The following is a 25,874-nucleotide window of genomic DNA, read 5'->3' as shown; positions in this document are numbered from 1 at the left end:
TATTATTGACCATTTTCGGTTAAAATTGACATTAGAGTTGTCGCAAGGAGGAAAAGTTCGTATGAGTGAAAACAATGCAAATGAGAACAACGATTTATTAAATGCTTTAAACAGCATCGAAACCGTTAACGTCGGTGATGTGGTCAAGGGTGAAATCTTAGCCATTGATGATGATAAGCAAGCAATCGTTGGTATCGAAGGTACCGGTATTGAAGGGGTCGTTCCACAAAAGGAACTCTCAACAAAACCAGTTGCTGATATTAATGACGTCGTTAAAGTTGGGGATAAGTTAGACTTAGTTGTCATTTCCCGCATCGGTAACGATAAGGAAGGCGGCAGCTACTTACTTTCAGTTCGTCGTTTGGAAGCCCGTAAAGTATGGGATGACATCCAAAAGAAGTTCGAAGCTGGTGAAACAATTGACGCCCCTGTTACCCAAGTGGTTAAGGGTGGCTTAGTTGTTGACGCTGGTGTTCGTGGCTTCGTTCCAGCTTCAATGATCAGTGATCACTTCGTTGAAGATCTTAACCAGTTTAAGGGTCAAACATTGACCTTTAAGATTATCGAAATCGAACCAATCGAAAACCGTCTGATTCTTTCTCACCGTGCAATCGTTGAAGAAGAAAAGGCTGCTAAGCGTGAAGAAGTATTGGCTAACATCCAGGCTGGTGACACTGTTACCGGGACTGTTGCCCGTTTGACTAACTTCGGTGCCTTTGTTGACTTAGGCGGCGTTGATGGGTTGGTTCACGTTTCTGAAATTGCTTACGAACGTGTTGACAAGCCTTCAGATGTCTTGAAGACTGGCCAAGAAGTTAAGGTTAAGGTCCTTTCAGTCGACCCAGACCGTGACCGGATCTCACTTTCAATCAAGCAAACCCTACCAGAACCTTGGGACGGTATCGAAGAAAAAGCTCCTGAAGGCGCAGTGCTTGAAGGAACCGTTAAGCGTATGACCAGCTTTGGTGCCTTTGTGGAAGTCTTCCCTGGTGTTGAAGGGTTAGTTCACATTTCACAAATCGCCCATGAACACATTGCTACCCCTAATGATGTGTTATCAACTGGCGAAAAGGTTCAAGTCAAGGTTCTGGAAGTACATCCAGAAGCACATCGTTTGGCCTTATCCATCAAAGCTTTGAAGGAAAAGCCAGCATCTAGCGAGCTAGAAAAGAAGCAATCAGCTCCTCGTCGTCAAAACAACAACAACAACAGTAACAACAATCGTCAAAATGTTGTTTCAACTGACGATGATGACGCTGGCTTTACTTTAGGTGACCTGATCGGTGACCAATTAAAGAAAGCACAAGATTCAGATAACGACTAGTCCTAGTTTATTCTAAGGGACAACATAACAGGTTGGGACGAAGGTGATTCGCCCTAACCTGTTTTGTTTTTGGAAACGATTTTATGTTTGAAAGAAGGGATTACAATGAGTATGCCAACTGTTGCCATCGTTGGCCGGCCAAACGTGGGGAAGTCCACGATCTTCAACCGAATTGCTGGTGACCGGATCTCCATTGTTGAAGACACGCCTGGGGTCACCCGGGACCGGATCTACGCACACGGCGAGTGGCTCAGCAACACGTTCAGTATGATCGACACTGGTGGGATCGATGTCGGTGACGAACCATTTTTAAAACAGATCACTGAACAAGCCGAAGTGGCCATTGATGAAGCAGATGTGATCGTCTTTGTGGTCAGTGCACGTGAAGGCGTGACTGACTCTGACGAAAAGGTTGCTCAGATTTTGTATCGGGCCAATAAACCCGTCATTCTAGCGGTCAATAAAGCTGATAATCCAGAACAGCGACAAGATATTTACGACTTTTATTCACTCGGGTTCGGTGATCCGTACCCCATTTCTGGAGCTCACGGATTGGGACTTGGCGACCTGCTTGATGCCGTTGTGAAAGCCTTTCCTGACGAAACAGGCGATGTTGAGGATACCAGTACTCGGTTCAGTCTGATTGGCCGACCAAACGTTGGGAAGTCCTCCTTGGTCAATGCCTTGCTGGGGGAAGACCGGGTAATCGTTTCAGATATTGCTGGGACGACTCGGGATGCCATTGACACAAAGTTTGTGACCGACAATGGTGATGAATTTACCATGGTTGACACGGCTGGTATTCGAAAACGCGGTAAGGTGTACGAAAATACTGAGCGTTACAGTGTCATGCGTGCGATGAAGGCTATCGATAATTCTGATGTTGTGTTGTTTGTGCTTAATGCTGAAGAAGGCATTCGCGAACAGGATAAAAAGGTTGCCGGTTATGCGCACGAAGCTGGCCGCGGCATCATTATTCTGGTCAACAAGTGGGATGCCATCAAGAAGAACAACCAGAGTCTGCATGACTTTGAGATCCATGTGCGTGAAGAATTCCAGTATCTAGCGTACGCGCCAATGCTGTTTGTTTCCGCTAAGACGCATCAGCGGTTGCATGAGCTGCCAGAACTGATCAAGAAGGTCTCCGTGAACCACAACAAGCGGGTCCAGTCTTCAACACTCAATGACGTGTTGATGGATGCCGTTGCAATGAATCCAACGCCAACCGATAACGGAAAACGGTTGCGGATCTTCTATGCAACGCAGGTTGCGGTGGCACCACCGACCTTTGTGATTTTTGTGAATGATCCAGAACTCATGCATTTTTCGTATGAACGTTATCTGGAAAACCAAATTCGCGAACATTTTGACTTTAGTGGGACACCAATTCATTTAATTGAACGACACAGGAAGTAGAATCTGTTGTCAAGTGAAAATGACGAAAGACGCCGTTATGTCGCGTTTTTCGCCATTTTTTAGCTAAATTTTATTCAAATATTACAAAACTAAATAAAAGTCGATGAAATTCACTAAAAAACGTTAAAAAACCTTGCTGTGAAAGGCTTTCTGTGCTATCTTAGAAACAGAAATGATACGGAGAGCCGTTATTATTTCAATAGCTGATTTCAAATTCTGAGATCAACTAGATGAGATAAATTTGTACTCATCATAATTCATCCGAGGAGGTGAATCATTCATGGCAAACAAAGCACAACTTGTTAACGATGTTGCAGCAGCAACCGGTTTAACTAAGAAGGACGCAACTGCTGCAGTTGATGCAGTATTTGATTCAGTTCAAGCAACTTTGGCTAAGGGCGAGAAGGTACAATTAATCGGCTTTGGTAACTTCGAAGTTCGCGAACGGGCAGCTCGTAAGGGTCGCAACCCACAAACGGGCGATGAAATCCAAATTCCTGCAAGCAAAGTACCAGCATTCAAGCCTGGTAAAGCTTTGAAGGATGCTGTTAAATAATTCATTTTATTAAACAGTGGGCCAACCTGAGAAATTGGGTTGGCCTTTTTGTATGGTGCGGAACGGGGCGGTTAAGGAGCGGAGCGTAAGGCATCCATGACATAAAGCCTGGTCTTTGGCTTTGTGTCATGGATCCTTACGCGCAGCCTCCTTGCCCCGCGTAGCCTGATTAGGCTTGAGGAGAGGGGAGCGGAATGTAAAACGGGGCTTTTTTTGGTGTAAGAATCAACGACATGGTGCGGAAGAAGGGCGCCCCTAAGGTGGAGCACAAGGGGGAGCAGAATGTACGTCAGGTCTTCTTTATTTAAAGATAGCATTCCCGAATATGGTGCTAGGTAGACGCTGAAATAACTGAAAAAAGTACCATATGCGTAGCTTCGTTGAAAAAGCCCTATGCCCAATAAATTAATAATGGCTCAACAAAACAAGGAAAATAATAAAAAGTTACTTTAACTTAAAAAAAAAAACAACAAAAACCCACCACCCAAAGCGTTCAAAATTTGCCCAACCTGCCCATCTTATGCTATGTTAGTAGTTATGGAATTCAATAATGGAGGCGGCCCATGAGCTACTCAGAAGAAGCGTTAGATCAACTGGATCGTGGTCAGTTAGATAAATTTAAGAAGGCTTATGCCAGCGCGTTACGCCACGATGACGATGACACACTTTATAATTTAGCAGAAGAACTTTATACGCTCGGATTTTTGAATCAATCTCGGCGGATCTATGAAAAATTATTGGAACGGTACCCAGAAGAAGACGATATTCGGGTCAATTTAGCCGATATTGCGATCGATGAGGACAAAAACGATGAAGCATTGGATTACCTTAACCAGGTCAGCGAAGACTCCGAGGCCTATGTGCGGTCGCTGATGGTCGCAGCTGACTTGTATCAGACACAAGAATTATTTGAAGTCAGTGAGCAAAAACTCTTGCAGGCGCAAGCGTTAGCACCTGAGGAACCGGCGATTATTTTTGCGTTGGCAGAGCTGTACTTTACGATGCGTGAATTTACTAAGGCGATCCCGCTCTATCTTGATTTGATCAAGCAGGGGGTCCCAGAGTTCAGCTCAGTCAATTTGGTTGAACGGATCGGGGTAGCTTACGCCAATGCCGGACGGTTTGAACAAGCAATCGGGTATTTAAAACAAGTTCATTCGGGAGACATGACACCAGATGTTAAGTTTGAAACCGGATTCACATACTTGCAGCTGAAGGATGATAAGATGGCCATTCAACTGCTGAGTGAATTGAAAGACAGTGACCCACAATACACCAGTTTGTATATTCCGCTGGGGCAAGCGCTGGTTGACGAAAATCGATTAGATGAGGCGCTAACGACGTTACAAGAAGGGCTGGGTGTTGACCAGTATAATGAAAAACTATGGTCTTAACGCGGCCGATATTGCGGCTCGTGTGAGCGATGAGCAGCTGACTGAACAGTATCTGAAAAAAGGTAACGCGCTAGACGCGGAAGATCTGGATATTGTGATTAAATTATCGAACTTATACGTAAAGCAGGAGCGCTACCAGGATACGGTTGACTTCTTAACAAACTACGTGCAAGAAGATAACCTTGACCCGCAGATCTACTGGAATCTGGCGACGTCATACGCCCAATTGGAAAATTACGATCAGGCACTGAAGTTCTACCAAGCGGCCGAGCCGTACTTCATGGATCAGGCGGACTTTTTGAAGCCGGCCGTCTACTTCTTCAGGGAAGCCGGCCAGCGTGAGGAAACAGTTAAGCTGTTGCAGGCTTATCTGAAGGTGGTGCCCGATGATTCTGAAATGGCCTTGATGCTGGAAGAATTACAGGATGATACCTACTAAATCACAAGAAGGAACTACGTGTAACTGGCGCAGTTCTTTTTTTAAATAGAAAAATAGAATAAATAGTTACTTTAACCTATTAAAACTTAAAATAAAAAACACCCACTAGGAGTGTTTAAACCAGGTTCGCTTGGGCCGCTGATAGGTGAACCCTTCACCAATGGCCTCACTGACATCAAAAATCGTCATAAACGCGTTTTGATCCAAATCGCTAACGATCATTTGCAGGTCATGCAGTTCGCCTGGACTCACTACGATGTAGAGCACGGGACGGTCCTTATGTGAATAACCGCCTTCACCATGCAGGATACTGACACCGCGACCAAGCGAGGTCATGACTTCATCAGTAATTTCCTGAGTTGCGTTGCTGACAATTAGCACGCCTTTGGCCGAATAGGTCCCACTTAGGATGAAATTAACGATTCTTGAAAAGACGTAGGAACACAGAATCGTGTACGCCATGTGGCGAATGTCAATGTAAATGAGCGACGCACACAAAACGATGACGTCTAACCACAGCAGGGTTTGACCCATTGGAATGCCACGGAACCGTTCAAGGATTCGTGCGACAATGTCAGTGCCGCCGGTGGTGCCGCCGTAACGGTAGAGTAAGCCGCTGCCAGCACCGCCTGTCAGACCGGCTGCCATTCCGGCCAAGAATAAATCGTGGTGCAGCGGCAGGACGAATGGCACCCGTTGCCAGATCCACAGGAACAGCGACAGCATTACTGTTCCGTATAATGTATAAACAATGGCCCGCCGACCAAGAAACCGATAGCCAATGATAATAAGTGGAATGTTGATGACGATGGTTGAGTAGGCGGGGTTGATCTTAAACAACGCCCGCAAAATCAACGTGATCCCGCTGATTCCGCCATCCGCCAAGTGGTTGGCAATGTTGATGTAAACCAAGGCAAACGCGTACCCGGCGCATCCAATCGCGATCATTAATAAATCCAGCGGTCGAATGCGTTCTTCTGGTTTATTGACCATAATGCACGCCCCCTTAATAATGGTGAAAGTCCTTTTCCATCATAGCATACTCAACGACTAGAGTCGCGCCATGCCAGCTGTATCACCAAAATTTCAGAGTTGGGTTATTGGAAAATCACAATTCCAGGTTTAGGCCGACCGGCAAAATATGGTACTATAGTGAAGACTTTGAAAGGGTAGATCAGACATGAGAATTGAGACATTACCAGAAGAATTTATCACAGCCCAGCCGATTATCGATACCATTGATGCGGCGGGCTACGAAGCCTATTTTGTGGGCGGGTCGGTACGCGACACTTTGCTGGGGCTGCCGATTCATGATGTGGATATTGCGACAAGTGCGTACCCGCAGGAGGTCAAACAGCTTTTTAAGCGCACGGTCGACACTGGCATCGAACACGGGACGGTGATGATCCTGGATCACGGAACGGGCTATGAAACAACGACGTTTCGAACAGAATCCGGCTATCAGGATTATCGCCGTCCGGATTCAGTGACCTTTGTGCGGTCGTTGCAGGAGGATCTCAAACGGCGTGATTTCACGATCAACGCCTTAGCACTCCGGAGCAACGGAACCATTGTGGACTACTTTAATGGTCTCGATGATTTAAAGACCAAACGCATTCGTGCCGTGGGCAACGCAGATGAACGGTTTAATGAAGATGCGCTGCGTATGATGCGGGCTGTCCGATTCGCGAGCCAGCTTGATTTTGATGTCGATCCGGCCACGATTCAAGGCATTACCCACCATGGGCCACTCTTAGAGAAAATTGCGGTGGAACGGATTCACGTTGAATTCGTGAAGATGCTGCAGGGTAACTGGCCTGCAAAGGGGTTCCAATTATTTTTAGATACTGGCCTTTACCAGTATTGTCCAGATTTTAAAACGCAATTACCGGCTTTACAAGCGCTCACCACGCGCTTGACGGGTTCAGTTGGCAATGAAACGGCCGTTTGGACGCTGATCTGCACGCAGCTTGGGTTGCAGGGGCGTCAGATCGACCAGTTTCTCAAACACTGGAAGAGCGCCAACCATTTGATCGATGATGTCCGGATCGCAACGGACATGGTACTGGCGATTCAAGCCGAAAAGCTGGATGACTGGGTGCTCTACCAAACAGGTGAAGCGCTCATTCCCATCGCAACCCAGATTGCGACGCTCATGGGTGCGACCGACGTTGACGCTACTGATCTGGTCGCCAGGTATCGCGGACTTGCCATTAAGTCCAAAAAGGAACTGGCTGTCTCTGGGCAATCCCTGATGGCAGCCGGTATTAAGCCGGGTCCCATCCTTGGTAAATTATTGAACACGTTAGAGTACCGCGTCGCTACAGGTGAACTGCCGAATGACGCCGAAAAACTCACAGGCGCGGCACTCCAATTAGCAAATTCATAACTATATTTAGAAAGCGTGACATCATGCAGACATTACGAGCTGAAAACTTAACGCGAACTTACGGCGAAAAAACGTTGTTTGATCAAATTAGTTTTATTATTAATGAACACGACCGAATTGGTCTGATTGGGACGAACGGGAGTGGTAAAACATCGCTGCTCAACACCCTGGCCGGTTTGGCGCAGTACCATGCGACATCATTACGCCAAATGATTACAGTATTGCCTACCTGACCCAAACGCCTGAGTTAAATCCTGACCAAACGGTGATGGATGCTGTCTTCTCCGGCTCACAGAAGGTGTTTCAGGTGATCCGGTACTACGAAGACACCCTCGCAGCCTACAGTAATGATCCGGAAAATGAGGATCTGCAAAAAAAGTACATGGCAGCTGAAGCACAAATGAACGAAGCTGATGCCTGGACAGCTGAAAGTGATGTCAAAACGATTTTGACGCAACTGCACATTACGGATCTGACACAAAAAATTGGCACCATGTCCGGTGGCCAGCAAAAACGGGTCGGGTTGGCCCAGGTGCTGATCCAGTCACCGGATCTCTTACTGCTGGATGAACCGACCAACCATTTGGATTTCGATTCCATTGATTGGTTACAGAATTACTTAGCCAATTACAAGGGCGCCTTACTCGTCGTTACTCATGACCGGTACTTTCTGGATCAGGTTGCCAACCATATCTGGGAGTTGTCGTTTGGCCGACTTTTCAGCTACGACGGTAATTACCAGGATTTCGTTGGTCAAAAGGCAGAGCGAGTCGAATTAGAGGCGTCACAAGACCATAAACAGCAGCAGTTATACAAGCAGGAACTCGCTTGGATGAAAGCTGGCGCTCATGCGCGTTCCACAAAGCAACAGGCACGGATCAACCGATTTAACGACCTTGAAGCCAACCTTGGCACCACACCGGTTGAACACGATGTCTCCATTGACCTTGGGCAGACTCGGCTTGGCAAGCAGGTGATTGAACTTCAGCATGCCAACTTGACCTTGGGCGATCACCACATTCTGAATGATTTTAGTCTGCTGGTTCAAGCAGGTGACCGCATTGGAATTTCCGGTGAAAACGGGGCTGGTAAGTCGTCGCTCCTAAATGTCATGGCGGATCGGCTACCGTTAGATTCCGGTACGCTCATCATTGGCGAAACGGTCAAAATGGCTTACTATACCCAACAGACTGAGCCAATTCCAGACGACAAGCGGATCATCAACTATTTGAGTGAAGTTGGTCAAAATGTAACCGATAAATCCGGCAATAAAATTTCCGTCTCCGAACTATTGGAGCAGTTCCTTTTTCCGCGATTCATGCACGGCACACTGATTCGGAAACTCTCTGGTGGTGAAAAACGGCGACTCTATCTGCTGAAACTCTTGATGGAACAGCCGAACGTTTTATTCTTGGACGAACCGACGAACGATTTGGATATTGGGACGTTAACGGTGCTGGAAGACTATGTTAAGCACTTCAATGGCACGGTGATCACCGTTTCCCATGACCGGTATTTCTTGGATAAAGTGACGGATAAGCTGCTATTCTTTGACGGGAATGCCAAAATCGAATCGTATAGTGGGCTGTTTACGGACTATTTGGCCCAGCAAACAGCAGCTAAGACTGAGTCGACCACGAGTAAAAAGGCTAAGGCAGTCAAGTCAGATGTTGACGCGCCAGCAGCACCTGTTAAAAAAGAAAAAACCAAGCTGACTTACAAGGAACAACAAGAATGGGCAACAATTGAAGATGAAATTGACGCCCTTGAGACAAAAAAGGCTGATTTGGAGTCTCAAATGACGCAAAATGGTGACAACTATGATAAATTAGCGTCATTACAATCTGACTTTGAGGAAACGGATCAAGCGTTGGACGATAAAATGGCCCGCTGGGACTATTTGAGTCAGTACGCGGAGTAGCTAGAATTGATATTGGAGTAGAGAGGAAGCTGGCAGTAATGTTAGAAGACGCTTATTTAGACTTACAACGATTTGTTTTAGAGAACGGCAACCGGAAATCTGACCGAACGGGAACGGGAACTATCAGTACCTTTGGTTACCAAATGCGGTTTGACCTCAGCAAGGGGTTTCCGTTGCTGACGACCAAGAAAGTGCCGTTTGGTTTGATTAAAAGTGAACTCCTCTGGTTTTTACATGGGGACACCAACATTCAGTATTTGCTGAAACACAAGAACCACATCTGGGACGAGTGGGCCTTTAAGAACTTTATTGAATCAAATGACTATACCGGACCAGACATGACTGACTTTGGGCGCCGTTCACTGGTAGATGCTGATTTTAATGCGCAGTATAAGGAACAAATGACGGCGTTTTGTGACCGAATCGTCAACGACGATGCCTTTGCTGAACAGTATGGCAACCTTGGCGACGTCTACGGCTCACAGTGGCGGGCGTGGAAGACACGGCAGGACGATACGATCGACCAAATTAGTGATGTGATCGAGACGTTGCGGACGCACCCGGATTCACGGCGCATGATCGTTTCCGCGTGGAATCCTGAAGATGTGCCAAGTATGGCGCTACCACCGTGTCACACGATGTTTCAATTTTACGTGGCTGATGGCAAACTCAGCTGCCAACTTTACCAACGAAGTGCGGACATTTTTCTTGGTGTGCCGTTTAATATCGCAAGTTACGCCTTACTGACAAACTTGATTGCTAAAGAAGTTGGTCTGGCACCTGGCGATTTTGTCCACACGCTTGGCGACGCTCATATTTACTTAAACCACATTGATCAAGTCAAAGAACAGCTCAGGCGCAAACCATCTGACATTCAACCACAACTTGAGTTGAACCCAGACAAGTCGTCGATCTTTGATTACGACATGAAGGACATTCACGTGACCGACTACCATCCAGCGCCAGCCATAAAGGCGCCGGTTGCCGTTTAGGAGGTTGCAAATGATTTTTATTTGGGCCGAAGACAACAACCATGGCATCGGGTATAAGGGCAACTTACCCTGGCACTTGTCTTCTGATATGCGCTTCTTTAAACGCACAACTACCGGCAACACACTGGTGTCTGGCAGCCGCACTTTTGCGTCCTATGGCAAGCCGCTGCCGCACCGGAAAAATATCGTGTTGACGACCAATCGTCACAAGACCTATCCGGAGGGCGTTCTCGTGTTGCATAGTGTCGACGACCTGCTGACTTATGAGGACCACCACCCAGATGAAACTATCTATATTAGTGGCGGTGCCAAGGTGTTTGCAAGTCTCTTGCCTTACGTCGACGAGTTATTGCGGACGCGGATCGACCATGAGTTTAAGGTCGATACCTACATGCCGGACATTGACTATTCACAGTTTGAGTTGGTTTCTAGCGAAGCTGGGGTTGTGGATGAGAAAAGTCCTTATGTGCATTATTTTGAAGCGTTTAAACGACGGTAAAATAAAAGGCCGCGCAGTCTGGGTGATTGCGCGGCCTTTTTTGAGCCTGAATTTTGAGGATTTTTTGCTGATTTTAATCGTTGAAGATTCGTTTTAAGATTGATTTAAGAGCTTTTAGTAGTTGGCTTTCTAGGCCACCGTGCCGAAACGAGTTCCGGAAGGCAAGGGGCGGCCATGTAACGGACTCTGACAAAAAATCCAGGATCGGGATTTTCTGCCAGAGTCCGTTACATTCTGCCCCTTAAACGCCTTCCTCCACTCTCTACGCATACAAATACACCGAAAAAACATCAAAATCGTCCCAAGCAACACAAACAAATGCCAAATAACGTGGCCGAATTTTATATTTTTGAAACTGTAAAGGACTGCGCCCGCCGTGAAGCTACGCCGCCTAATACTAACAAGAGAAAGCCGTGCCCCAGGCCGTTATAGAGTGGTTTGAAGCCCAGGACACAGAACCAGCCCATGACCACGTATAGGATCGTGGACAGTTTTTGAAATTTTCCTAGCCAAAGACTCTTGTAGATGATACCCAGAACCGCAGTGACCCAAGTGACACCGAATATAACCCATCCTAGCGTGCCTCTAATGACGACTAGGCAGTAAGGGGTATAAGTGCCCGCAATGAGTAAATAAATGGCACAGTGGTCGAAAATTTGGAACACGTGGCTCGCCTTAGTGAAGTAGAGGCTGTGGAACATGGTCGAGGCAAGGTAAAACAGCACCAGAATTGCACCGTAGACGGTATACGCTGTAATGCGCATTGCGCCGCCAAGGTGAACTGCTCTGATGATCAGGAGCACCAGACCGGCAATACTGAGGCCGACGCCGATGCCGTGCGTGACCGAGTTTAAAACTTCATTAATGATTTGATAGCGTCGTGAAAACTGCGGCGCCGCTGATCGTTTTTGTTTCTGGTTTGATTGAAGCAAGAAAAGACCTCCCATAAATGCTGGTGGGTCACCAAACACCCGTAATAAAATTATGAAAACACCCGCTAAATCTGCTATACTATTAGCGAATAGTTTTCGTGCTACTCGTGACATTGTAGCATGAAATGACAACCTTTTGGGAAGAAAGCGTGGTTATAACCAATTATGGCAAGTGTAAAGATAGTAACGGACTCTTCGGCGGGACTGACGGACGAAGAAGTCGAAAAATACCACATTACGATCGTGCCATTGACGGTCATGATCGATGATGTCGTTTATGTCGAACGACATACGATTACGAACGAAGAATTTATTAATAAGATGGAAAGCTCAAAAACGTTCCCTAAGACCAGTCAACACCGCTGGGGGACTTTATTAAGGTCTTTGACGAACTGGGCGCAGACGGCAGTTCTGTGGTCTGTTTGGACATGCTGGAAGGTATCAGCGGCACAGTGCACACAGCTGAACAGGCAGCAACCATCAGTAAGACTGACGTGACCGTTATTGACAGTGGCACCACCGACCGGGCGCTTGCGCTTCAGGTCATCGCAGCGGCGAAGCTGGCACAGCAGGGCGGCAGCAAAGAAGACGTTCTGGCCGTGATCGACAAGGTGCGCAACCACACCAAGTTGTTTATGGGTGTCATGACCTTAAGCAATCTGGTGAAGGGTGGCCGAATCAGCCGGGTCACTGGCGCAATTTCGTCACTCCTTAACATTAAGATCGTCCTGCAGGTCGGTGACGGTAATTTGGACATTCGGACAAAGGGCCGCGGCGCCAAACCGATCGACCGCTACTTCGACCAGGTCGTTGAACAGATGAAGGGGTTGAAGATCAATGCGATCGGTATCTCCCACGTAAACGCGATGGGGGAAGTTAAACGTCTGACGGACAAGCTCCAACCACTGTTTCCGAACGTGGACATTCTGGTCCGTGAAACGGTGCCAATCATTGCTACCCATGGTGGACCGGGCGCGTTTGCGTTGATCTACTCCTATGATTAAGATAGCCAAATGGACAAAAGTGTGATAAAGTCGAGAATTCAGAAGTGAATTCTTGATTTTTTCTTATATTGGGATTTGTCAACTTGGCATTCTCAGCGAATCTCGGTACCATTAACGCCAAATGACTTCAGATAATACGGCGAATGCGCGCCGTAAGTGTGAAAAAATAAGGAGTGTTGGTTTTAATGCGTCGATTAGTAAAATGGGTTGTGGCTGTGGTCGTGATCATCATTCTTGGTGTTGGCGGTTATTGGCTGTTTCAGCAGCACAAGACGACCACAACTGAGCAGGATAAAACACCAGCGACTAAACAGGTCAAGCTGGTCGCAATTGGGGACTCCCTCACTCAGGGAATCGGGTACGCCAACGACCATAAAGGGTATTTACCGGATTTGAAAAACGATTTGCAGAAGGCATACTATGTGAAACTAAGTTCAAGCAATTATGGCATTGGCGGGCTACGGTCTGACCAGATCGATAAACGCGTTCGGACGAATCAAAAAGAACGGGCTTCGCTGAAAAAGGCGAACGTGATCACGTTGACGGTGGGTGGTAATGACTTACTGCAGAGTCTTGAAAAAAGCATCTTTGTATCTAGCAATAAGCAGTTAGATAGCAAGCTGACACCAGTGAAGAAAACCTACCGAAAGAAAGTTCAACGCCTGATCAAAGACATTCGTGCCGTGAATCCAAATGCAACCATTTATATGTTTGGTATATACAATCCGGTCTATGTTTACTTCACAAATGCCACGATGATCACCAATGCGGTGGCGCAGTGGAACGTTGTAAACAAATCAGTGGCACAACAAAGTGATAATGTTCACTTTGTCAGCATCAGTAAACAACTGACTTATGGCCAGTACCAATCAGCTGCATCAAAGGCCAAGTTAAAACAAGAAGTGACGAAGTCGAACAGTAAATACGTGTCGGCCTCGTCAGTCGAGAGTCTGTTACAGAACCAGACCAGCAAAGAAAAGAATGACTACCTATCTGACGAAGATCATTTTCACCCCAATCATCGGGGTTATCGGTACATGGCAAAGACCTTGGCTGGCGTGATGGGCAAGTACGAATCGTGGCAATCAAAATAGTGGGGTGATACGGTGCAACGTTCAGCACAAACAAAACAAAAACAACCAAGAAATCCGTGGAAGTGGGGCTTTTTAGGCTGGTGCTCATTATCGTTATTGGATTTATCTTCCTTTTGACCCAGTTCACGGGGGCATCATCCGTTAAACAGCCAACTGCAACTACGGCTAAAAGTGCCGCTAGTTTCAATGTGAGCCTTAACAAGAAGCAATTAAACGCGATGTCAGACTATTATCTGGACCGATTCCAGGATAAGAATGACTCACAAATGAACTATAAGTTTCACGTAAAAAACGATGCAGTGGTTACCGGCCAGACCAAGGTATTAGGCATCACGGTGCACTTTGGGTTATCATTGACGCCGAAGTTGCTGAAGAACGGTAACGTTCAGCTGAAAGCAAAGAAACTTGCGGTTGGCCAGCTCAGCGTGCCGGTTAAGGCAGTGATGAGTTACATTAAGAAATCCTATAACTTGCCAAAATGGGTCGTTTTAGATACCAAACAAAAAACAATTACGCTGAACTTGAATGCCTTTCGAACAAAGGGTGTGCAGTACCGGGCAACGAAGATCGACATGAGCGGTGCCGGCAAGTTTGAATTTAAAGTCTTAATTCCTAAAAAGTAACCAGCATCAACAGAACAAAGGGGTGATCTGATGCGAAGAAGTTTTTACCAATATCTCATGACACTGCGCAACCCAGAAGACCACGGATCCGTGGCTGAGTTTGCGAACAATGCGTTCTTAGACCAGGCGTTTCCAAAACAGGATACGCACTTTGACAGCATTTCAAAATATCTTGAAGAAAACGCGCCTTACTTACCGTCCATGACCATTTTTGATGAGGCTTGGACGATGTACCAGGCAGCGGAATAGTGAGGAGAGAGTAACAATGGCAACAATTCAGTGGTTTCCTGGCCACATGGCCAAGGCCATCCGTCAACTGGAAGAAAATCTACACGTGGTCGACATTGTGTTTGAACTCGTTGATGCCCGCATTCCGGACGCCTCACGAAATCCAGAGATCGAACGGCTGATCAAAGACAAACCGCATTTGATGATCCTGACCAAGAGTGATCTGGCTGATCCCGCTCAGACCAAAAATTGGATCGCGCATTTCAAGGCAATGGGACTGCCAGCCATTGCGGTGGATTCAAAGGCTAATATCACAACCAAAACAGTGACAAAAATTGCCCAATCTATTTTGGGGGATAAACTCGCTGCCGAACAGCAAAAGGGGCTGAAAGAGCGGCCAATTCGCGCGATTACTGTGGGCATTCCGAACGTCGGGAAATCCACATTGCTGAACCGCCTTGTTAACAAACGGGTCGCCCAGGTCGGCGATACGCCTGGTGTGACAAAGGGTCAGCAGTGGCTGCGGTCCTCTTCAAAACTGTCCTTGCTGGATACGCCAGGGATTTTATGGCCAAAGTTTGAAGATGAAGAAACGGGGCAGAAGCTTGCTCTGACCGGTGCCATCAAGGATAAGCGGTTTGCGAGTGATGACGTGGCCTTGTTTGCGTTGCACTTTTTCCGTGAAACTTACCCCGAAGCGCTGCCTGAACGGTACAAACTTTCCGATGCAGATCTCGACTTATCTGACGTTGATCTCCTATTGGCCATCACCAAGAAAATTGGGATGAAGGATGACTATGACCGGGCAAGCGAACGACTGATCCAAGATACCAGAAAGGCTAAGTTGGGACGGTATACCTTAGACAGAATGGACGGCGATAGGAATGACTGATAGACGTTCCATTGCCGACTATAAAAAAGGATTTATGGCCGTTACTTCTGAAACGGATCCGTTGTTTGTCGAAGCAGCTGCAGATTCGCGCAAGGGCGTTCAACAGCTGATCGCCCAAACTCATAAACGGCTCGCCAAGTTAGCCGACGCAAAAACGCTTTTGAGAAGCGTTTTTTTTATGAAAACCAAGCTCGGGATAAAGGGCGCACAGTGATCGCCGGTATTGATGAAGTTGGCCGCGGACCGTTGGCTGGGCCGGTCATCAGTTGTGCCATTGTGTTACCTGCAGATTTTGACGTATTGGGTGTGAATGATTCCAAACAACTCAGTGACCATAAGCGCGAGGAACTGTACCCGCAGATCTTAAACGAAGCAGTCAGTGTCGGCATCGGGTGGGCTTCAGCTCAGCAGATCGATGACCTGAATATCTATCAAGCAACACGGGCCGCAATGCTTGAAGCGGTCAATCATTTAACCGTCAAACCGCAGCAATTACTCATTGATGCCATGAGCATCGACACTGATATTCCACAACTCAAGCTCATTAAGGGTGATGCCAAGAGTATCAGTATTGGGGCTGCCAGCATCGTGGCCAAAGTTTTCCGTGACCACGTGATGCAGAGCTATGACCAGCGTTACCCCGGTTATGAATTTAGCCATAATGCAGGGTACGGTACGAAAGCGCACCTGGCTGGTCTTGCCCAGTTAGGCCCAACACCCATTCACCGAAAAACGTTTGCGCCAGTTTCAGACTTTTTTTAACCATTTTGCGATTATCCTGCGTAGTTACTTCTAGGAACAAACAAAGGAGTGACAACCCATGGATAAACGACGATTATTACTGCGTCTCAGATTAGCGAAGGGCATTGGCATTAAGGGCGAAACATTGATCTACCAGTGGCTTCAGGCACATCCGACCGGTGTTAAACGACTATTGCCTGAAGACATGGCCCGCATTGCAAACCTCAATCCAACAAAAGCCAAGCAATTTTATACCAGTTTTACCAGTCAGCAACTCAGTGACGTGTTGACGCGCCACTTAAATGAAGCCAACTGGCTGACGATTTTGGACAAGCACTATCCTGCCCAACTCAAGGAAAGTTATTTGCCACCGAACGTGCTCTTTTATCAAGGTAATCTTGCCTTATTAACGGCGGGCAAACTACTCGGCGTTGTGGGCGCCAGGGAACCGAATCAATATGCCCAAACGGCGATGAAACGGCTTTTACCGCAACCGATTCAGCAAAACCACGTGATCGTTTCCGGCTTAGCAAAGGGCGTTGACGCGCTCAGTCACCGATTGGCCATTCATGCCGGTGGGCATACGATTGGCGTTATTGGTACGGGGCTGAACCTCACGTATCCTGCCCAAAATCGTAAGTTACAAGCGTACATGGCCGCTCACGAACTGGTCTTAATCGAGTATCCGATCGGTGACGTGGGCAAGCCGCACCATTTTGTGGAGCGCAACCGCATCATCGCAGGATTGACGGAAACGGTGTTGGTCGTTCAGGCCAAACAACATAGTGGCAGTTTAATCACTGCCAACCTTGCCATTCAAAATAATCGAAATGTTTTAGCGGTTCCCGGACGGATCGATGACCCCCCTTTCAGCAGGGTGCAACGAACTGATCCTAGCGGGCGCTAAACCCGTGCTAACACCGCAACACATCCTTGAAGAATTTTTGTAATATCACCTGCAATTAAGAGCCGATTTCAACGGTCACCGACACATTTACGCACTATAATATAGTAGTTCTTTGGTTGACAATCCATTTTTTATGAAATATGATGTGAAAGATTTGATGAATAAAAACCATAACATTGTATTTTCAAAAAATTTGTTAAAGGAGTAATTGGATGCCAACATCAACCAAAAAACGGGCAAAGCGTAAGAAGCCGCAAAAGAAACTTGTGATTGTGGAATCGCCTGCCAAAGCAAAAACCATCGAGAAATATCTCGGTCGGACATACAAGGTGATGGCTAGCCTGGGTCACGTGCGCGACTTACCAAAGAGTAAGATGGGCGTCGACGTTGATCACGACTACGATCCCCACTATATTTCCATCCGTGGGAAGGGTGATGTCATCAAGGAATTACGTTCCGAAGCCAAGAAAGCTAAACAAGTTTATCTCGCAGCTGACCCGGACCGTGAAGGTGAATCCATTGCTTGGCACTTGTCCCACATTCTTGATTTAGATCCGAAAGATAAAAACCGGGTCGTCTTTAATGAAATTACAAAAGATGCTGTTAAGGACGCCTTTAAGACCCCACGTTCGATCGACATGGATCTGGTCGATGCCCAACAGGCTCGGCGGATCTTAGACCGGTTAGTGGGCTACTCGATCTCACCGCTTTTATGGAAGAAAGTGAAGAAGGGGCTCAGTGCCGGTCGGGTGCAGTCCATTGCGCTTAAGCTGATCATTGATCGTGAAACCGAGATCAAGAACTTCGAACCTGAAGAGTACTGGACCATCGATACTGAATTTAAACACAAACGGTCTAAGTTTGCCGCTAGCTTCTATGGTCGTAACGTCAAGAAGCAGGATCTGCCAAACAACGAGGCGGTGCAAAAGGTCCTCGCCGACATCGATCGTGACGGCGATTTTGATATCACCAAAGTCACTCGTAAGGAACGGAAGCGGTCACCGCAACCGCCATTCACAACGAGTGCCATGCAACAGGAAGCTAACCGGAAGTTGAACTTCCGGACGCGAAAGACCATGATGGCCGCTCAGCAATTGTATGAAGGAATCAACATCGGCAAGGAAGGCTCACAGGGGCTCATTACCTATATGCGGACCGACTCGACTCGGATCTCAAACATTGCCAAGCATGAAGCGTCATCGTTCATTCACGAAAAGTACGGTGCCGAATACGCCGCTACTAAGACGATCAAAGGCAAGCTGCCAGAAGGGGCTCAGGATGCCCATGAAGCCATCCGGCCAACCTCTGTTTACCGGACACCGGCGGATCTCAAGGAATATTTGACCAACGACCAGTTCAAGCTGTATTCACTGGTCTGGAACCGATTCATGTCCAGCCAGATGACACCCGCTGTCATGGACACCATGGCGGTTACACTGGAACAAAACGGCGTCACGTTTAAGGCTAACGGCTCAAAAATGAAGTTCGACGGGTTCTTGAAGCTGTATAAGGATGGTAAGGAAAAGGATAACCTGTTGCCCGACCTCAACGAAGGCGACACGGTGACCTTGAGCAAGACCGACCCAGCGCAACACTTTACCCAGCCGCCGGCACGTTATTCTGAAGCCAACCTGATCAAGGCGCTTGAAGAAAATGGCGTTGGTCGGCCATCGACTTATGCACCAACGCTGGATACGATTCAGCGCCGGTACTATGTGAAACTCACGGGTCGCCGGTTTGAACCGACTGAACTGGGTGATATCGTCAATTCGATCATTCAGGACTACTTCCCAGACATCGTGAACGTTGGGTTCACCGCTGGCTTGGAAAAGGAACTGGATGGTATCGAAGAGGGCCATCAAAACTGGGTCAAGGTTGTGGATGACTTCTATAAGCCATTTTCAAAGGAAGTCGACCACGCTCAGGACACCATCGAAAAGATTCAGATCAAGGATGAACCAGCCGGCTTTGACTGTGATATCTGTGGGGCACCAATGGTCATTAAGATGGGCCGTTACGGCAAGTTCTACGCCTGTTCACGCTTCCCAGACTGCCGGAATACAAAGCCGATCGTCAAGGAGATCGGCGTGATCTGCCCAAAGTGTAAGCAGGGTCAAGTGATTGAACGCAAGTCAAAGAAAAACCGAATCTTCTACGGCTGTTCAAGATACCCAGACTGTGACTTCGCGACCTGGGATAAACCAGTCGGCCGTGACTGTCCAAAGGATGGCCATTACCTGGTTGAAAAGAAGGTTAAGGGCGGCTTGCAGGTTGTTTGTCCTAATGGGGATTATGAGGAAGAGGTACAGAAGTAGAGAGTGCGGAGCACGTTTGGTCTCGAGGACAGTAGAAATCCTAACTACCAAGGGCCTATACGTAAACTAAATTCACTCCTCAAAGCTTCTCAGCACCAACCCAACCAAAGTTAACCCCAAATAAACCAAAAAACAAAAAAGAAGACCAAGCCAGAACGAAAAAATCACTAGCAAAGTCTTCTTTTTACTGTCTCAAATACGACTATTCTAAAATAGTATTTCTCTATCAAAAAAATCAGCCAGGATCCATCAATCCCGACCCTCAAACCGCTTCGTCAACTTCTCCTCACTCCCACGAAGCAGCTCATCCGCACGAACCCCATACTTACTAGCACAAAACAGCACCTGATCCAACACATCCGCCATCTCTTCGCGCAGATTAGCCATCATTTTCGCATCGCTAGCCTTGCGTTCACCAGGATGGTCCCTGCCAATTTCCATCGTCCGCACAGCACGGGATAATTCGCCCACTTCCTCAGTCATAAAATTAATCCCGATCTGCGGTGAATAGGTGTCCCATCCGCGTTGGTGGTAAAAGTCGGCTAACCATTCTTGGTGGCTGTTTAAATCCATGTCATCATCTTCCTCACTTGTGTTTCATTCAGTATACCAAAGTCAGTCGGCCATGGACTTAAGTGGTTAATATCTTATTGAATCTGTTATATAATAGTTATTGTAACCGAAATCATGACCGTCATAGGCTGGTTTCGCGTTAGTTTGGCCGGTCAGACCCAGTCTTATGCAGAACTAATGCTGACAAAAGATTAAGTTTTCCTAAAAATCTTTGACCAATTTTGACCAAATGATTGAACGTCTGTTAAAGTCTGTTAAATTGTTTGTCAACGGAGGTGGTTATGTGTCAGATTTAGAGGCAACCTTTATCACGTACCTCACCAGTGAACGTCAGTACTCCGATGAGACTGTTAAAGCCTATCGTGAAGACATTGACGCGTTTCGCCACTTCCTGTCAGAGACTGGCGGGGCAACTGATCTGTTAAGCGTCAGCAAACTTGATGTTCAGGTCTATCTGAGCCAGCTGTATGATGAACACAAGGCACGCACAACGATTGCGCGAAAGATTTCCAGCCTGCGGTCATTTTACGAGTTTATGGTTCGTGAACATCAGATCACGCAAAATCCGTTTGCCTATGTCACGCTGAAAAAACGGCCGGCGCCATTGCTCGGTTCTTTTACGAAAAGGAAATGACGGCGCTGTTCCAAGCGGCTGCAGCAAATCCGGACGCGACCCTAGCGCTGCGGGACTCCGCAATTCTGGAAGTCCTGTACGCCACGGGGATCCGGGTCAGCGAATGTTGCGGGTTGCGACTCGACGACGTTGACGATAGTACCCAGCTCATGTTGATTCATGGGAAGGGAAATAAGGAGCGTTACGTGCCGTTTGGCAATTACGCTAAGCACGCCTTACAGACGTATCTGAGCGACTGTCGGGCACCGCTGATGGCCAAGTACCATCAAACGCACGACACCCTTTTTATTAATCACTACGGGCGGCCGATCACGGCCACGGGTGTCGAATACGTTTTGAACCAAGTGATCGATCGCAGTACGCTGACAGGGGACATTCATCCGCACATGTTGCGGCACACGTTTGCCACCCACCTGTTGAATCACGGCGCTGATCTGCGGACGGTGCAGGAACTGCTGGGACACAGTAGTTTATCCACGACCCAGATCTATACGCACGTGACAAAAGCGCACCTGCAGCGAGATTATCGTAAGTATTTCCCGCGGGCAACACACGACTAAAAAAGAAAGTTGGGATTTTAGATGACATCAATCGTAGCAGTACAACACAACGGCCACAGCGCAATGGCTGGTGATGGTCAGGTGACCATGGGTGAAAAGGTGATTATGAAGGGCCAAGCCCAAAAGATCCGTAAAATTTACGACGGTAAAGTCGCTGTCGGTTTCGCGGGCGGGGTGGCTGATGCCATTACTCTGGAAGAAAAATTTGAAGCTAAATTAAAAGAATTTGATGGCGACCTGCAACGGGCAGCCGTTGAATTGGCCCAACAGTGGCGCTCTGACCAGGGTCTTCAAAAGCTTGAAGCCATGCTGATCGTGATGGATAAGGATAACATGTTACTCGTTTCTGGGACCGGTGAAGTAATCGCGCCAGACGATGGCATCCTCGCCATTGGGTCCGGCGGTAACTTTGCGCAGGCTGCTGCGTTGGCGATGCACCGGCACGCAACCGATATGAGTGCGGGCGAGATTGCCAAGACCGCACTTGGTATCGCCAGTGAAATCGATATTTTCACGAACGAAAACATTAAAGTCGAAGAATTCTAAATTAATCCCAAAAAGAAAGCTGTAATTTGAATGGATCCGATTACAAAAACACCAAAAGAAATCGTGTCACTGCTTGACGACTATGTTGTCGGGCAAAGTGATGCGAAAAAATCCATTTCAATCGCGCTGCGCAACCGATACCGCCGTATGCAGTTACCGGTAGCCATGCAGGACGAAATCACCCCTAAAAACATGTTGATGATCGGCCCGACCGGGGTTGGGAAGACCGAGTTGGCACGCCGGCTGGCAAAGATCGTTAAAGCGCCCTTTGTGAAGGTCGAAGCCACGAAGTTTACCGAAGTTGGGTACGTTGGTGGCGACGTTGAATCCATGGTCCGCAGTCTCGCTGATGTGGCCGTTAAGATGGAGAAGGACAGCCAGTTCGAAAACGTTCGTGCTGAGCTGCAAGACGCGCTAACAACCGGCTAACGAAACTGATCGTTCCCGGTAAGAAGCCGAAGCAAAAACAACAAAACGACATGTCGGCCATGATGAACATGTTCTCACAACTGCAACAGGCAACATGCCATCTGCCCCCGAACAGCCTAAAGAAGAGGTTACGGACGACATCAAGAATGAACGTATGTCCGTTTCGGACCAACTGGCAAAGGGCCTGCTGGAAAACCGTGAAGTTGAAATTGAAATGGATGATCCGCAACAAGCCGCTGCTGGCAATAATCCTATGATGAACCAGATGGGCATTGACCTGAGCGATACGCTTGGTCAAATGATGCCAAAGCGTCGTGTGAAGCGGAATATGCCTGTTTCTGAAGCCCGAGAAGTGTTGATTCAAGAAGAATCCGAGAAATTGGTCAACGAAGGCGACATCAACCATGACGCCATCAAACGCGCTGAGAATACAGGAATCATCTTCATTGATGAAATCGATAAGATCGCGTCCAAGAACAATCAAAACAGTGGCGAAGTTTCTCGTGAAGGGGTGCAACGTGACATTTTACCGATCGTTGAAGGGACTCAGGTCCAGACGAAGTACGGCCTGCTGAGCACCGACCACATCCTGTTTATCGCTGCCGGGGCCTTCGCTGAATCAAAGCCGAGCGACCTGATTGCTGAATTACAAGGGCGGTTCCCGATTCGGGTTGAATTGGATGATCTGGACAAGGACGACTTTGTCCGCATTTTGACAGAACCAACGAACTCACTGATCAAGCAGTACACAGCATTGATTGGGACGGATAATATCAAGGTCACGTTCACCATGGAAGCCATTGAACGGATCGCTGAACTGTCCGCTGAGTTGAACCATGAAAACCAAAACATTGGTGCCCGTCGTTTGCACACCGTGTTGGAGAAACTGCTGGAAGACCTCCTATATGAAGGACCTGACATGCAGATGGGTGACATTACCATTACAGAAAATTATGTGAATGACAAGATCGGCAACATCGTGAAGGATAAGGACCTTTCCCGTTACATTCTTTAACGCGTGTTGCATCAGAACTCAAAAGACCGTCACAGACCCGAAAATGGGGCCTGTGACGGTCTTTTCGTTTTATTTGCATGGGTTCAAGAACGTGGACAACCCGCTAGTCGCCCAAATAACACGTTTTTAGCTAGGTACTGAGTTGCAACGATAAACGTCGTCGGTCTAATGTGATGCTCAGTCACTGATCTTCAGCACACAGGCGCCACGAATATCGCCTTTCTTCACGTACCGCAACGCTTCATCCGCTTTGTCAAAAGCGTACGGGGTCGTTTCTGGGTGAATGTTTAAGCGGTCCGCTAAGGTTAAGAATTCCTCGCCATCACGCCGCGTGTTACTCTCAACGCTGGTGAGATTCTTTCATGAAAATGTGATCCTGGTAGTTGAGACTTGGAATGTCGGTCAGATGAATCCCGGCTAGCGCTAACGTCCCGCCTGGAGCAAGTCCTTCCAACGCTTTCGGGACGATGTCGCCAACCGGCGCAAAAATAATCGATGAATCGAGTTTGACTGGTGGCAGGTCATAGGGACCCTGAGCAGATTTGGCGCCTAATTCCAGCGCAAATTTGCGGGCATCCGTCCCACGGGTCAGCACGTGGACTTCCATGCCTGATCAAGCGCAATCTGGGCGGTAATGTGGGCCGACCCGCCAAATCCATACAGGCCAAGGCGGCCACCGGCTGGTAAGTTGGCACGGTGATAGGCGCGGTAGCCGATGATGCCAGCGCAAAGCAGTGGCGCGGCAGTGATATTATCAAACTGGTCGGGGATCCGGTAGGAAAATCCTTCGGGCGCAGTGACGTATTCAGCGTAGCCGCCATCGTGATCCCACCCCGTGTACAGGGAGTTAGGGCAGAGGTTCTCACGGCCTGAACGGCAGAATTCACACACGCCGCAGGTCCAGCGCAACCATGGGATACCAATGCGATCACCCAGTTGAAAGCGACTAGTTTCGGGCCCAGTGGCCACCACCTCGCCAACAATTTCATGGCCGGGTGTGACGTGTTCATGGTGAACCGGCAAGTCGCCCTCTGTCACGTGCAGGTCGGTGTGACAAACACCACAAGCCAACACTTTAACCAGGACTTCACCGCGTTCAGGTGTTGGTACTGGTTTGGTGACAAAGGCCAGTGGTGATTCGGCGCCATCAATGGGACCTGGCGTCGTGACCTGCCAGGCTTTCATTTCCGTTGGTAAATTTTGAATTTGAGTTGTTGTCATTTTGTATCGCCTCATTTGTGATAAATGCTATTTAATGTGTTCAGTGTGGCTAGCGCGGGACTGAAAACCATGCTTATCTTCATTCTAGTCAGGTTCGTGAGCAAGTGCAATGATTTACATGTCGCTATTAGGTTCAGGTCGTTAACGGTGTCAATAAGCGGTTAATCGGGCTTATCAAGCCGTTTCTGTGATAAACTAGAAGTGTCGCACAAGGAACCCTCCCGCTAAGATTTCGTAGTCAAGTTTAAAATGACTTTCACGGTGGAAAGGTCTATACTAATTATTAAATCAGTTGTTCGGAGGAATGTTCATGATTAGCTTACACAGCAATGATTTAACCGTTAAAATCAACGAAAAAGGCGCTGAGTTGACCAGTGTGAACGATGCTGCTGAAAAAATCGAATACATCTGGCAAGCTGACCCGATGTACTGGGGTCGACACGCGCCGATCCTATTTCCAATCGTGGGGCGCTTGCAAGACAATCAGTACACCTTGGATGGGGAAACCTATCATATGGACCAGCACGGGTTCGCGCGCGACTACACCTTTAAGGTTCTGGAGCACGATGACGGCCACGCAGTCTTTCAGTTGCTAACGGACGATGAGATGAAAACAAGATATCCGTTTGAATTTGACCTGCAAGTGACCTTTACCTTGACGGGGCACACGATGGATGTCAGTTACCACGTGCTTAATCTTGACGACCGGGCCATGCCATTTTCAATTGGCGGACACCCAGGCTTTAATGTGCCATTGAACCCGTATGAGGGCGGTTTTGAAGACTATGCCATCACAGTTGCACCACGGCGGTCGTACGCCCAAATCCCGTTGGTTGGTCCCTATAACGACGCGGATCATGAAAAGACGCTGAACTTGACGACACCACTGAAACTGGACCATGACCTCTTTAATCAGGATGCCCTGATCCTTGATTTGGACCACGTTGAAACGACCGTGATGCTTAGCAGCACGGTCAATGACCACGGGGTAGCGCTGACGGTTGAAAACGCGCCGTACGTCGGGATTTGGTCACCCTATCCAAAGCGGGCACCGTTTGTCGCTATCGAACCATGGTGGGGGATTGCGGACAGTGTCAATGCAACTGGCGATTTCCGCCAGAAAATGGGCATCCAGACAATTCAACCAAACGCCGAATTTACCGCAGACTATCAAATTAGATTCTTTTAAAACCAGTGAGAAGCGATTGATAAGTTGACTATCAGTCGTTT

General features: G+C 47.8%; 15 protein-coding genes and 9 pseudogenes. 20 read left to right on the top strand and 4 right to left on the bottom strand.

Translation table 11 applies throughout. The features are described from left to right. Positions 1–61: 61 nt before the first annotated feature. The 4 genes and pseudogenes from rpsA to JCM11969_RS07465 all read left to right on the top strand — a co-directional run bounded on the left by rpsA (position 62) and on the right by JCM11969_RS07465 (position 5,129). Positions 62–1,324, top strand: coding sequence for a 30S ribosomal protein S1 (rpsA, locus tag JCM11969_RS07480; protein WP_054710002.1), 1,263 nt, complete (start codon positions 62–64; stop codon positions 1,322–1,324). A 105-nt stretch (positions 1,325–1,429) separates the two neighbouring features. Continuing rightward, complete coding sequence (gene der, locus JCM11969_RS07475; RefSeq protein ID WP_054709999.1) at positions 1,430–2,740, top strand: ribosome biogenesis GTPase Der; 1,311 nt, start codon at positions 1,430–1,432, stop codon at positions 2,738–2,740. Between the two features lie 280 nt (positions 2,741–3,020). Then, complete coding sequence (gene hbs, locus JCM11969_RS07470) at positions 3,021–3,296, top strand: non-specific DNA-binding protein Hbs (protein WP_054702092.1); 276 nt, start codon at positions 3,021–3,023, stop codon at positions 3,294–3,296. Between the two features lie 563 nt (positions 3,297–3,859). Continuing rightward, positions 3,860–5,129: pseudogene (locus JCM11969_RS07465) on the top strand (tetratricopeptide repeat protein). Positions 5,130–5,234: 105 nt separating this feature from the next. On the opposite strand, the gene JCM11969_RS07460 reads toward JCM11969_RS07465, so the two are convergent. Next, positions 5,235–6,122 (bottom strand): YitT family protein, encoded by an 888-nt coding sequence (locus JCM11969_RS07460; RefSeq protein ID WP_054709996.1) that lies wholly within the window; start codon positions 6,120–6,122, stop codon positions 5,235–5,237. Positions 6,123–6,309: 187 nt separating this feature from the next. Here JCM11969_RS07460 and JCM11969_RS07455 point away from each other — a divergent pair, with 187 nt between their 5' ends. The 4 genes and pseudogenes from JCM11969_RS07455 (at position 6,310) to JCM11969_RS07440 (ending at position 10,930) form a co-directional block, all read left to right on the top strand. Continuing rightward, complete coding sequence (locus tag JCM11969_RS07455; protein ID WP_054709994.1) at positions 6,310–7,518, top strand: CCA tRNA nucleotidyltransferase; 1,209 nt, start codon at positions 6,310–6,312, stop codon at positions 7,516–7,518. A gap of 23 nt (positions 7,519–7,541) precedes the next feature. After that, a pseudogene (locus JCM11969_RS07450) lies at positions 7,542–9,439 on the top strand (ABC-F family ATP-binding cassette domain-containing protein). Between the two features lie 38 nt (positions 9,440–9,477). Next, positions 9,478–10,431 (top strand): thymidylate synthase, encoded by a 954-nt coding sequence (locus JCM11969_RS07445; protein WP_054709991.1) that lies wholly within the window; start codon positions 9,478–9,480, stop codon positions 10,429–10,431. A gap of 10 nt (positions 10,432–10,441) precedes the next feature. Then, positions 10,442–10,930 (top strand): dihydrofolate reductase, encoded by a 489-nt coding sequence (locus JCM11969_RS07440; RefSeq protein ID WP_054709988.1) that lies wholly within the window; start codon positions 10,442–10,444, stop codon positions 10,928–10,930. 282 nt (positions 10,931–11,212) lie between these two features. On the opposite strand, the pseudogene trhA reads toward JCM11969_RS07440, so the two are convergent. Beyond that, a pseudogene (gene trhA / locus JCM11969_RS07435) lies at positions 11,213–11,877 on the bottom strand (PAQR family membrane homeostasis protein TrhA); the annotation flags it as partial. Positions 11,878–12,027: 150 nt separating this feature from the next. On the opposite strand from trhA, the pseudogene JCM11969_RS07430 reads away from it, so the two are divergent. The 8 genes and pseudogenes from JCM11969_RS07430 (at position 12,028) to topA (ending at position 19,666) form a co-directional block, all read left to right on the top strand. Then, positions 12,028–12,866 (top strand): annotated as a pseudogene (locus tag JCM11969_RS07430) (DegV family protein). 185 nt (positions 12,867–13,051) lie between these two features. Then, positions 13,052–13,960 carry a GDSL-type esterase/lipase family protein gene (locus JCM11969_RS07425; protein WP_054709985.1) on the top strand — a complete coding sequence of 303 codons (909 nt, stop codon included), beginning with the start codon at positions 13,052–13,054 and terminating at the stop codon, positions 13,958–13,960. Between the two features lie 80 nt (positions 13,961–14,040). Continuing rightward, complete coding sequence (locus JCM11969_RS07420; protein WP_054709980.1) at positions 14,041–14,583, top strand: YpmS family protein; 543 nt, start codon at positions 14,041–14,043, stop codon at positions 14,581–14,583. Positions 14,584–14,613: 30 nt separating this feature from the next. Further along, on the top strand, positions 14,614–14,832 hold the full coding sequence (locus JCM11969_RS07415) for a YozE family protein (protein WP_054709977.1): 219 nt from the start codon (positions 14,614–14,616) through the stop codon (positions 14,830–14,832). 16 nt (positions 14,833–14,848) lie between these two features. Continuing rightward, positions 14,849–15,703, top strand: coding sequence for a ribosome biogenesis GTPase YlqF (gene ylqF, locus JCM11969_RS07410; RefSeq protein ID WP_054709973.1), 855 nt, complete (start codon positions 14,849–14,851; stop codon positions 15,701–15,703). A 34-nt stretch (positions 15,704–15,737) separates the two neighbouring features. After that, positions 15,738–16,465, top strand: a pseudogene (gene rnhB, locus JCM11969_RS07405) (ribonuclease HII). 58 nt (positions 16,466–16,523) lie between these two features. Further along, a pseudogene (gene dprA / locus JCM11969_RS07400) lies at positions 16,524–17,394 on the top strand (DNA-processing protein DprA). 169 nt (positions 17,395–17,563) lie between these two features. Then, positions 17,564–19,666 (top strand): type I DNA topoisomerase, encoded by a 2,103-nt coding sequence (gene topA / locus JCM11969_RS07395; protein WP_054709969.1) that lies wholly within the window; start codon positions 17,564–17,566, stop codon positions 19,664–19,666. A 249-nt stretch (positions 19,667–19,915) separates the two neighbouring features. Here the strand turns inward: topA and JCM11969_RS07390 are convergent, their stop codons facing one another. Then, entirely contained in the window at positions 19,916–20,239 is a 324-nt protein-coding gene (locus JCM11969_RS07390) for a MazG nucleotide pyrophosphohydrolase domain-containing protein (RefSeq protein WP_054709966.1), read from the bottom strand. A gap of 229 nt (positions 20,240–20,468) precedes the next feature. Here JCM11969_RS07390 and xerC point away from each other — a divergent pair. From xerC to hslU, 3 genes and pseudogenes are all read left to right on the top strand, one after another. After that, positions 20,469–21,433: pseudogene (gene xerC / locus JCM11969_RS20100) on the top strand (tyrosine recombinase XerC). Positions 21,434–21,454: 21 nt separating this feature from the next. After that, positions 21,455–21,979 (top strand): HslVU peptidase proteolytic subunit, encoded by a 525-nt coding sequence (hslV, locus tag JCM11969_RS07380; protein WP_054709963.1) that lies wholly within the window; start codon positions 21,455–21,457, stop codon positions 21,977–21,979. 30 nt (positions 21,980–22,009) lie between these two features. After that, positions 22,010–23,423 (top strand): annotated as a pseudogene (hslU, locus tag JCM11969_RS07375) (ATP-dependent protease ATPase subunit HslU). Between the two features lie 177 nt (positions 23,424–23,600). On the opposite strand, the pseudogene JCM11969_RS07370 reads toward hslU, so the two are convergent. Next, a pseudogene (locus JCM11969_RS07370) lies at positions 23,601–24,644 on the bottom strand (zinc-dependent alcohol dehydrogenase family protein). Between the two features lie 310 nt (positions 24,645–24,954). On the opposite strand from JCM11969_RS07370, the gene JCM11969_RS07365 reads away from it, so the two are divergent. Beyond that, entirely contained in the window at positions 24,955–25,833 is an 879-nt protein-coding gene (locus JCM11969_RS07365; RefSeq protein ID WP_054709954.1) for an aldose 1-epimerase family protein, read from the top strand. Positions 25,834–25,874 lie beyond the last annotated feature (41 nt).

The organism is Secundilactobacillus paracollinoides DSM 15502 = JCM 11969, assembly GCF_001311135.1.
Taxonomy (GTDB): Bacteria; Bacillota; Bacilli; order Lactobacillales; family Lactobacillaceae; genus Secundilactobacillus; species Secundilactobacillus paracollinoides.
Note: the sequence above shows the minus strand (reverse complement) of the source record. Positions and strands in the feature narration are given on the sequence as shown.

Excerpts from the sequence above, each read along its gene's own strand:
- rpsA (WP_054710002.1), top strand. The coding sequence starts at position 62 with ATGAGTGAAAACAATGCAAATGAGAACAACGATTTATTAAATGCTTTA.
- der (WP_054709999.1), top strand. The coding sequence starts at position 1,430 with ATGAGTATGCCAACTGTTGCCATCGTTGGCCGGCCAAACGTGGGGAAG.
- hbs (WP_054702092.1), top strand. The coding sequence starts at position 3,021 with ATGGCAAACAAAGCACAACTTGTTAACGATGTTGCAGCAGCAACCGGT.
- JCM11969_RS07460 (WP_054709996.1), bottom strand. The coding sequence starts at position 6,122 with ATGGTCAATAAACCAGAAGAACGCATTCGACCGCTGGATTTATTAATG.
- JCM11969_RS07455 (WP_054709994.1), top strand. The coding sequence starts at position 6,310 with ATGAGAATTGAGACATTACCAGAAGAATTTATCACAGCCCAGCCGATT.
- JCM11969_RS07445 (WP_054709991.1), top strand. The coding sequence starts at position 9,478 with ATGTTAGAAGACGCTTATTTAGACTTACAACGATTTGTTTTAGAGAAC.
- JCM11969_RS07440 (WP_054709988.1), top strand. The coding sequence starts at position 10,442 with ATGATTTTTATTTGGGCCGAAGACAACAACCATGGCATCGGGTATAAG.
- JCM11969_RS07425 (WP_054709985.1), top strand. The coding sequence starts at position 13,052 with ATGCGTCGATTAGTAAAATGGGTTGTGGCTGTGGTCGTGATCATCATT.
- JCM11969_RS07415 (WP_054709977.1), top strand. The coding sequence starts at position 14,614 with ATGCGAAGAAGTTTTTACCAATATCTCATGACACTGCGCAACCCAGAA.
- ylqF (WP_054709973.1), top strand. The coding sequence starts at position 14,849 with ATGGCAACAATTCAGTGGTTTCCTGGCCACATGGCCAAGGCCATCCGT.
- topA (WP_054709969.1), top strand. The coding sequence starts at position 17,564 with ATGCCAACATCAACCAAAAAACGGGCAAAGCGTAAGAAGCCGCAAAAG.
- JCM11969_RS07390 (WP_054709966.1), bottom strand. The coding sequence starts at position 20,239 with ATGGATTTAAACAGCCACCAAGAATGGTTAGCCGACTTTTACCACCAA.
- hslV (WP_054709963.1), top strand. The coding sequence starts at position 21,455 with ATGACATCAATCGTAGCAGTACAACACAACGGCCACAGCGCAATGGCT.
- JCM11969_RS07365 (WP_054709954.1), top strand. The coding sequence starts at position 24,955 with ATGATTAGCTTACACAGCAATGATTTAACCGTTAAAATCAACGAAAAA.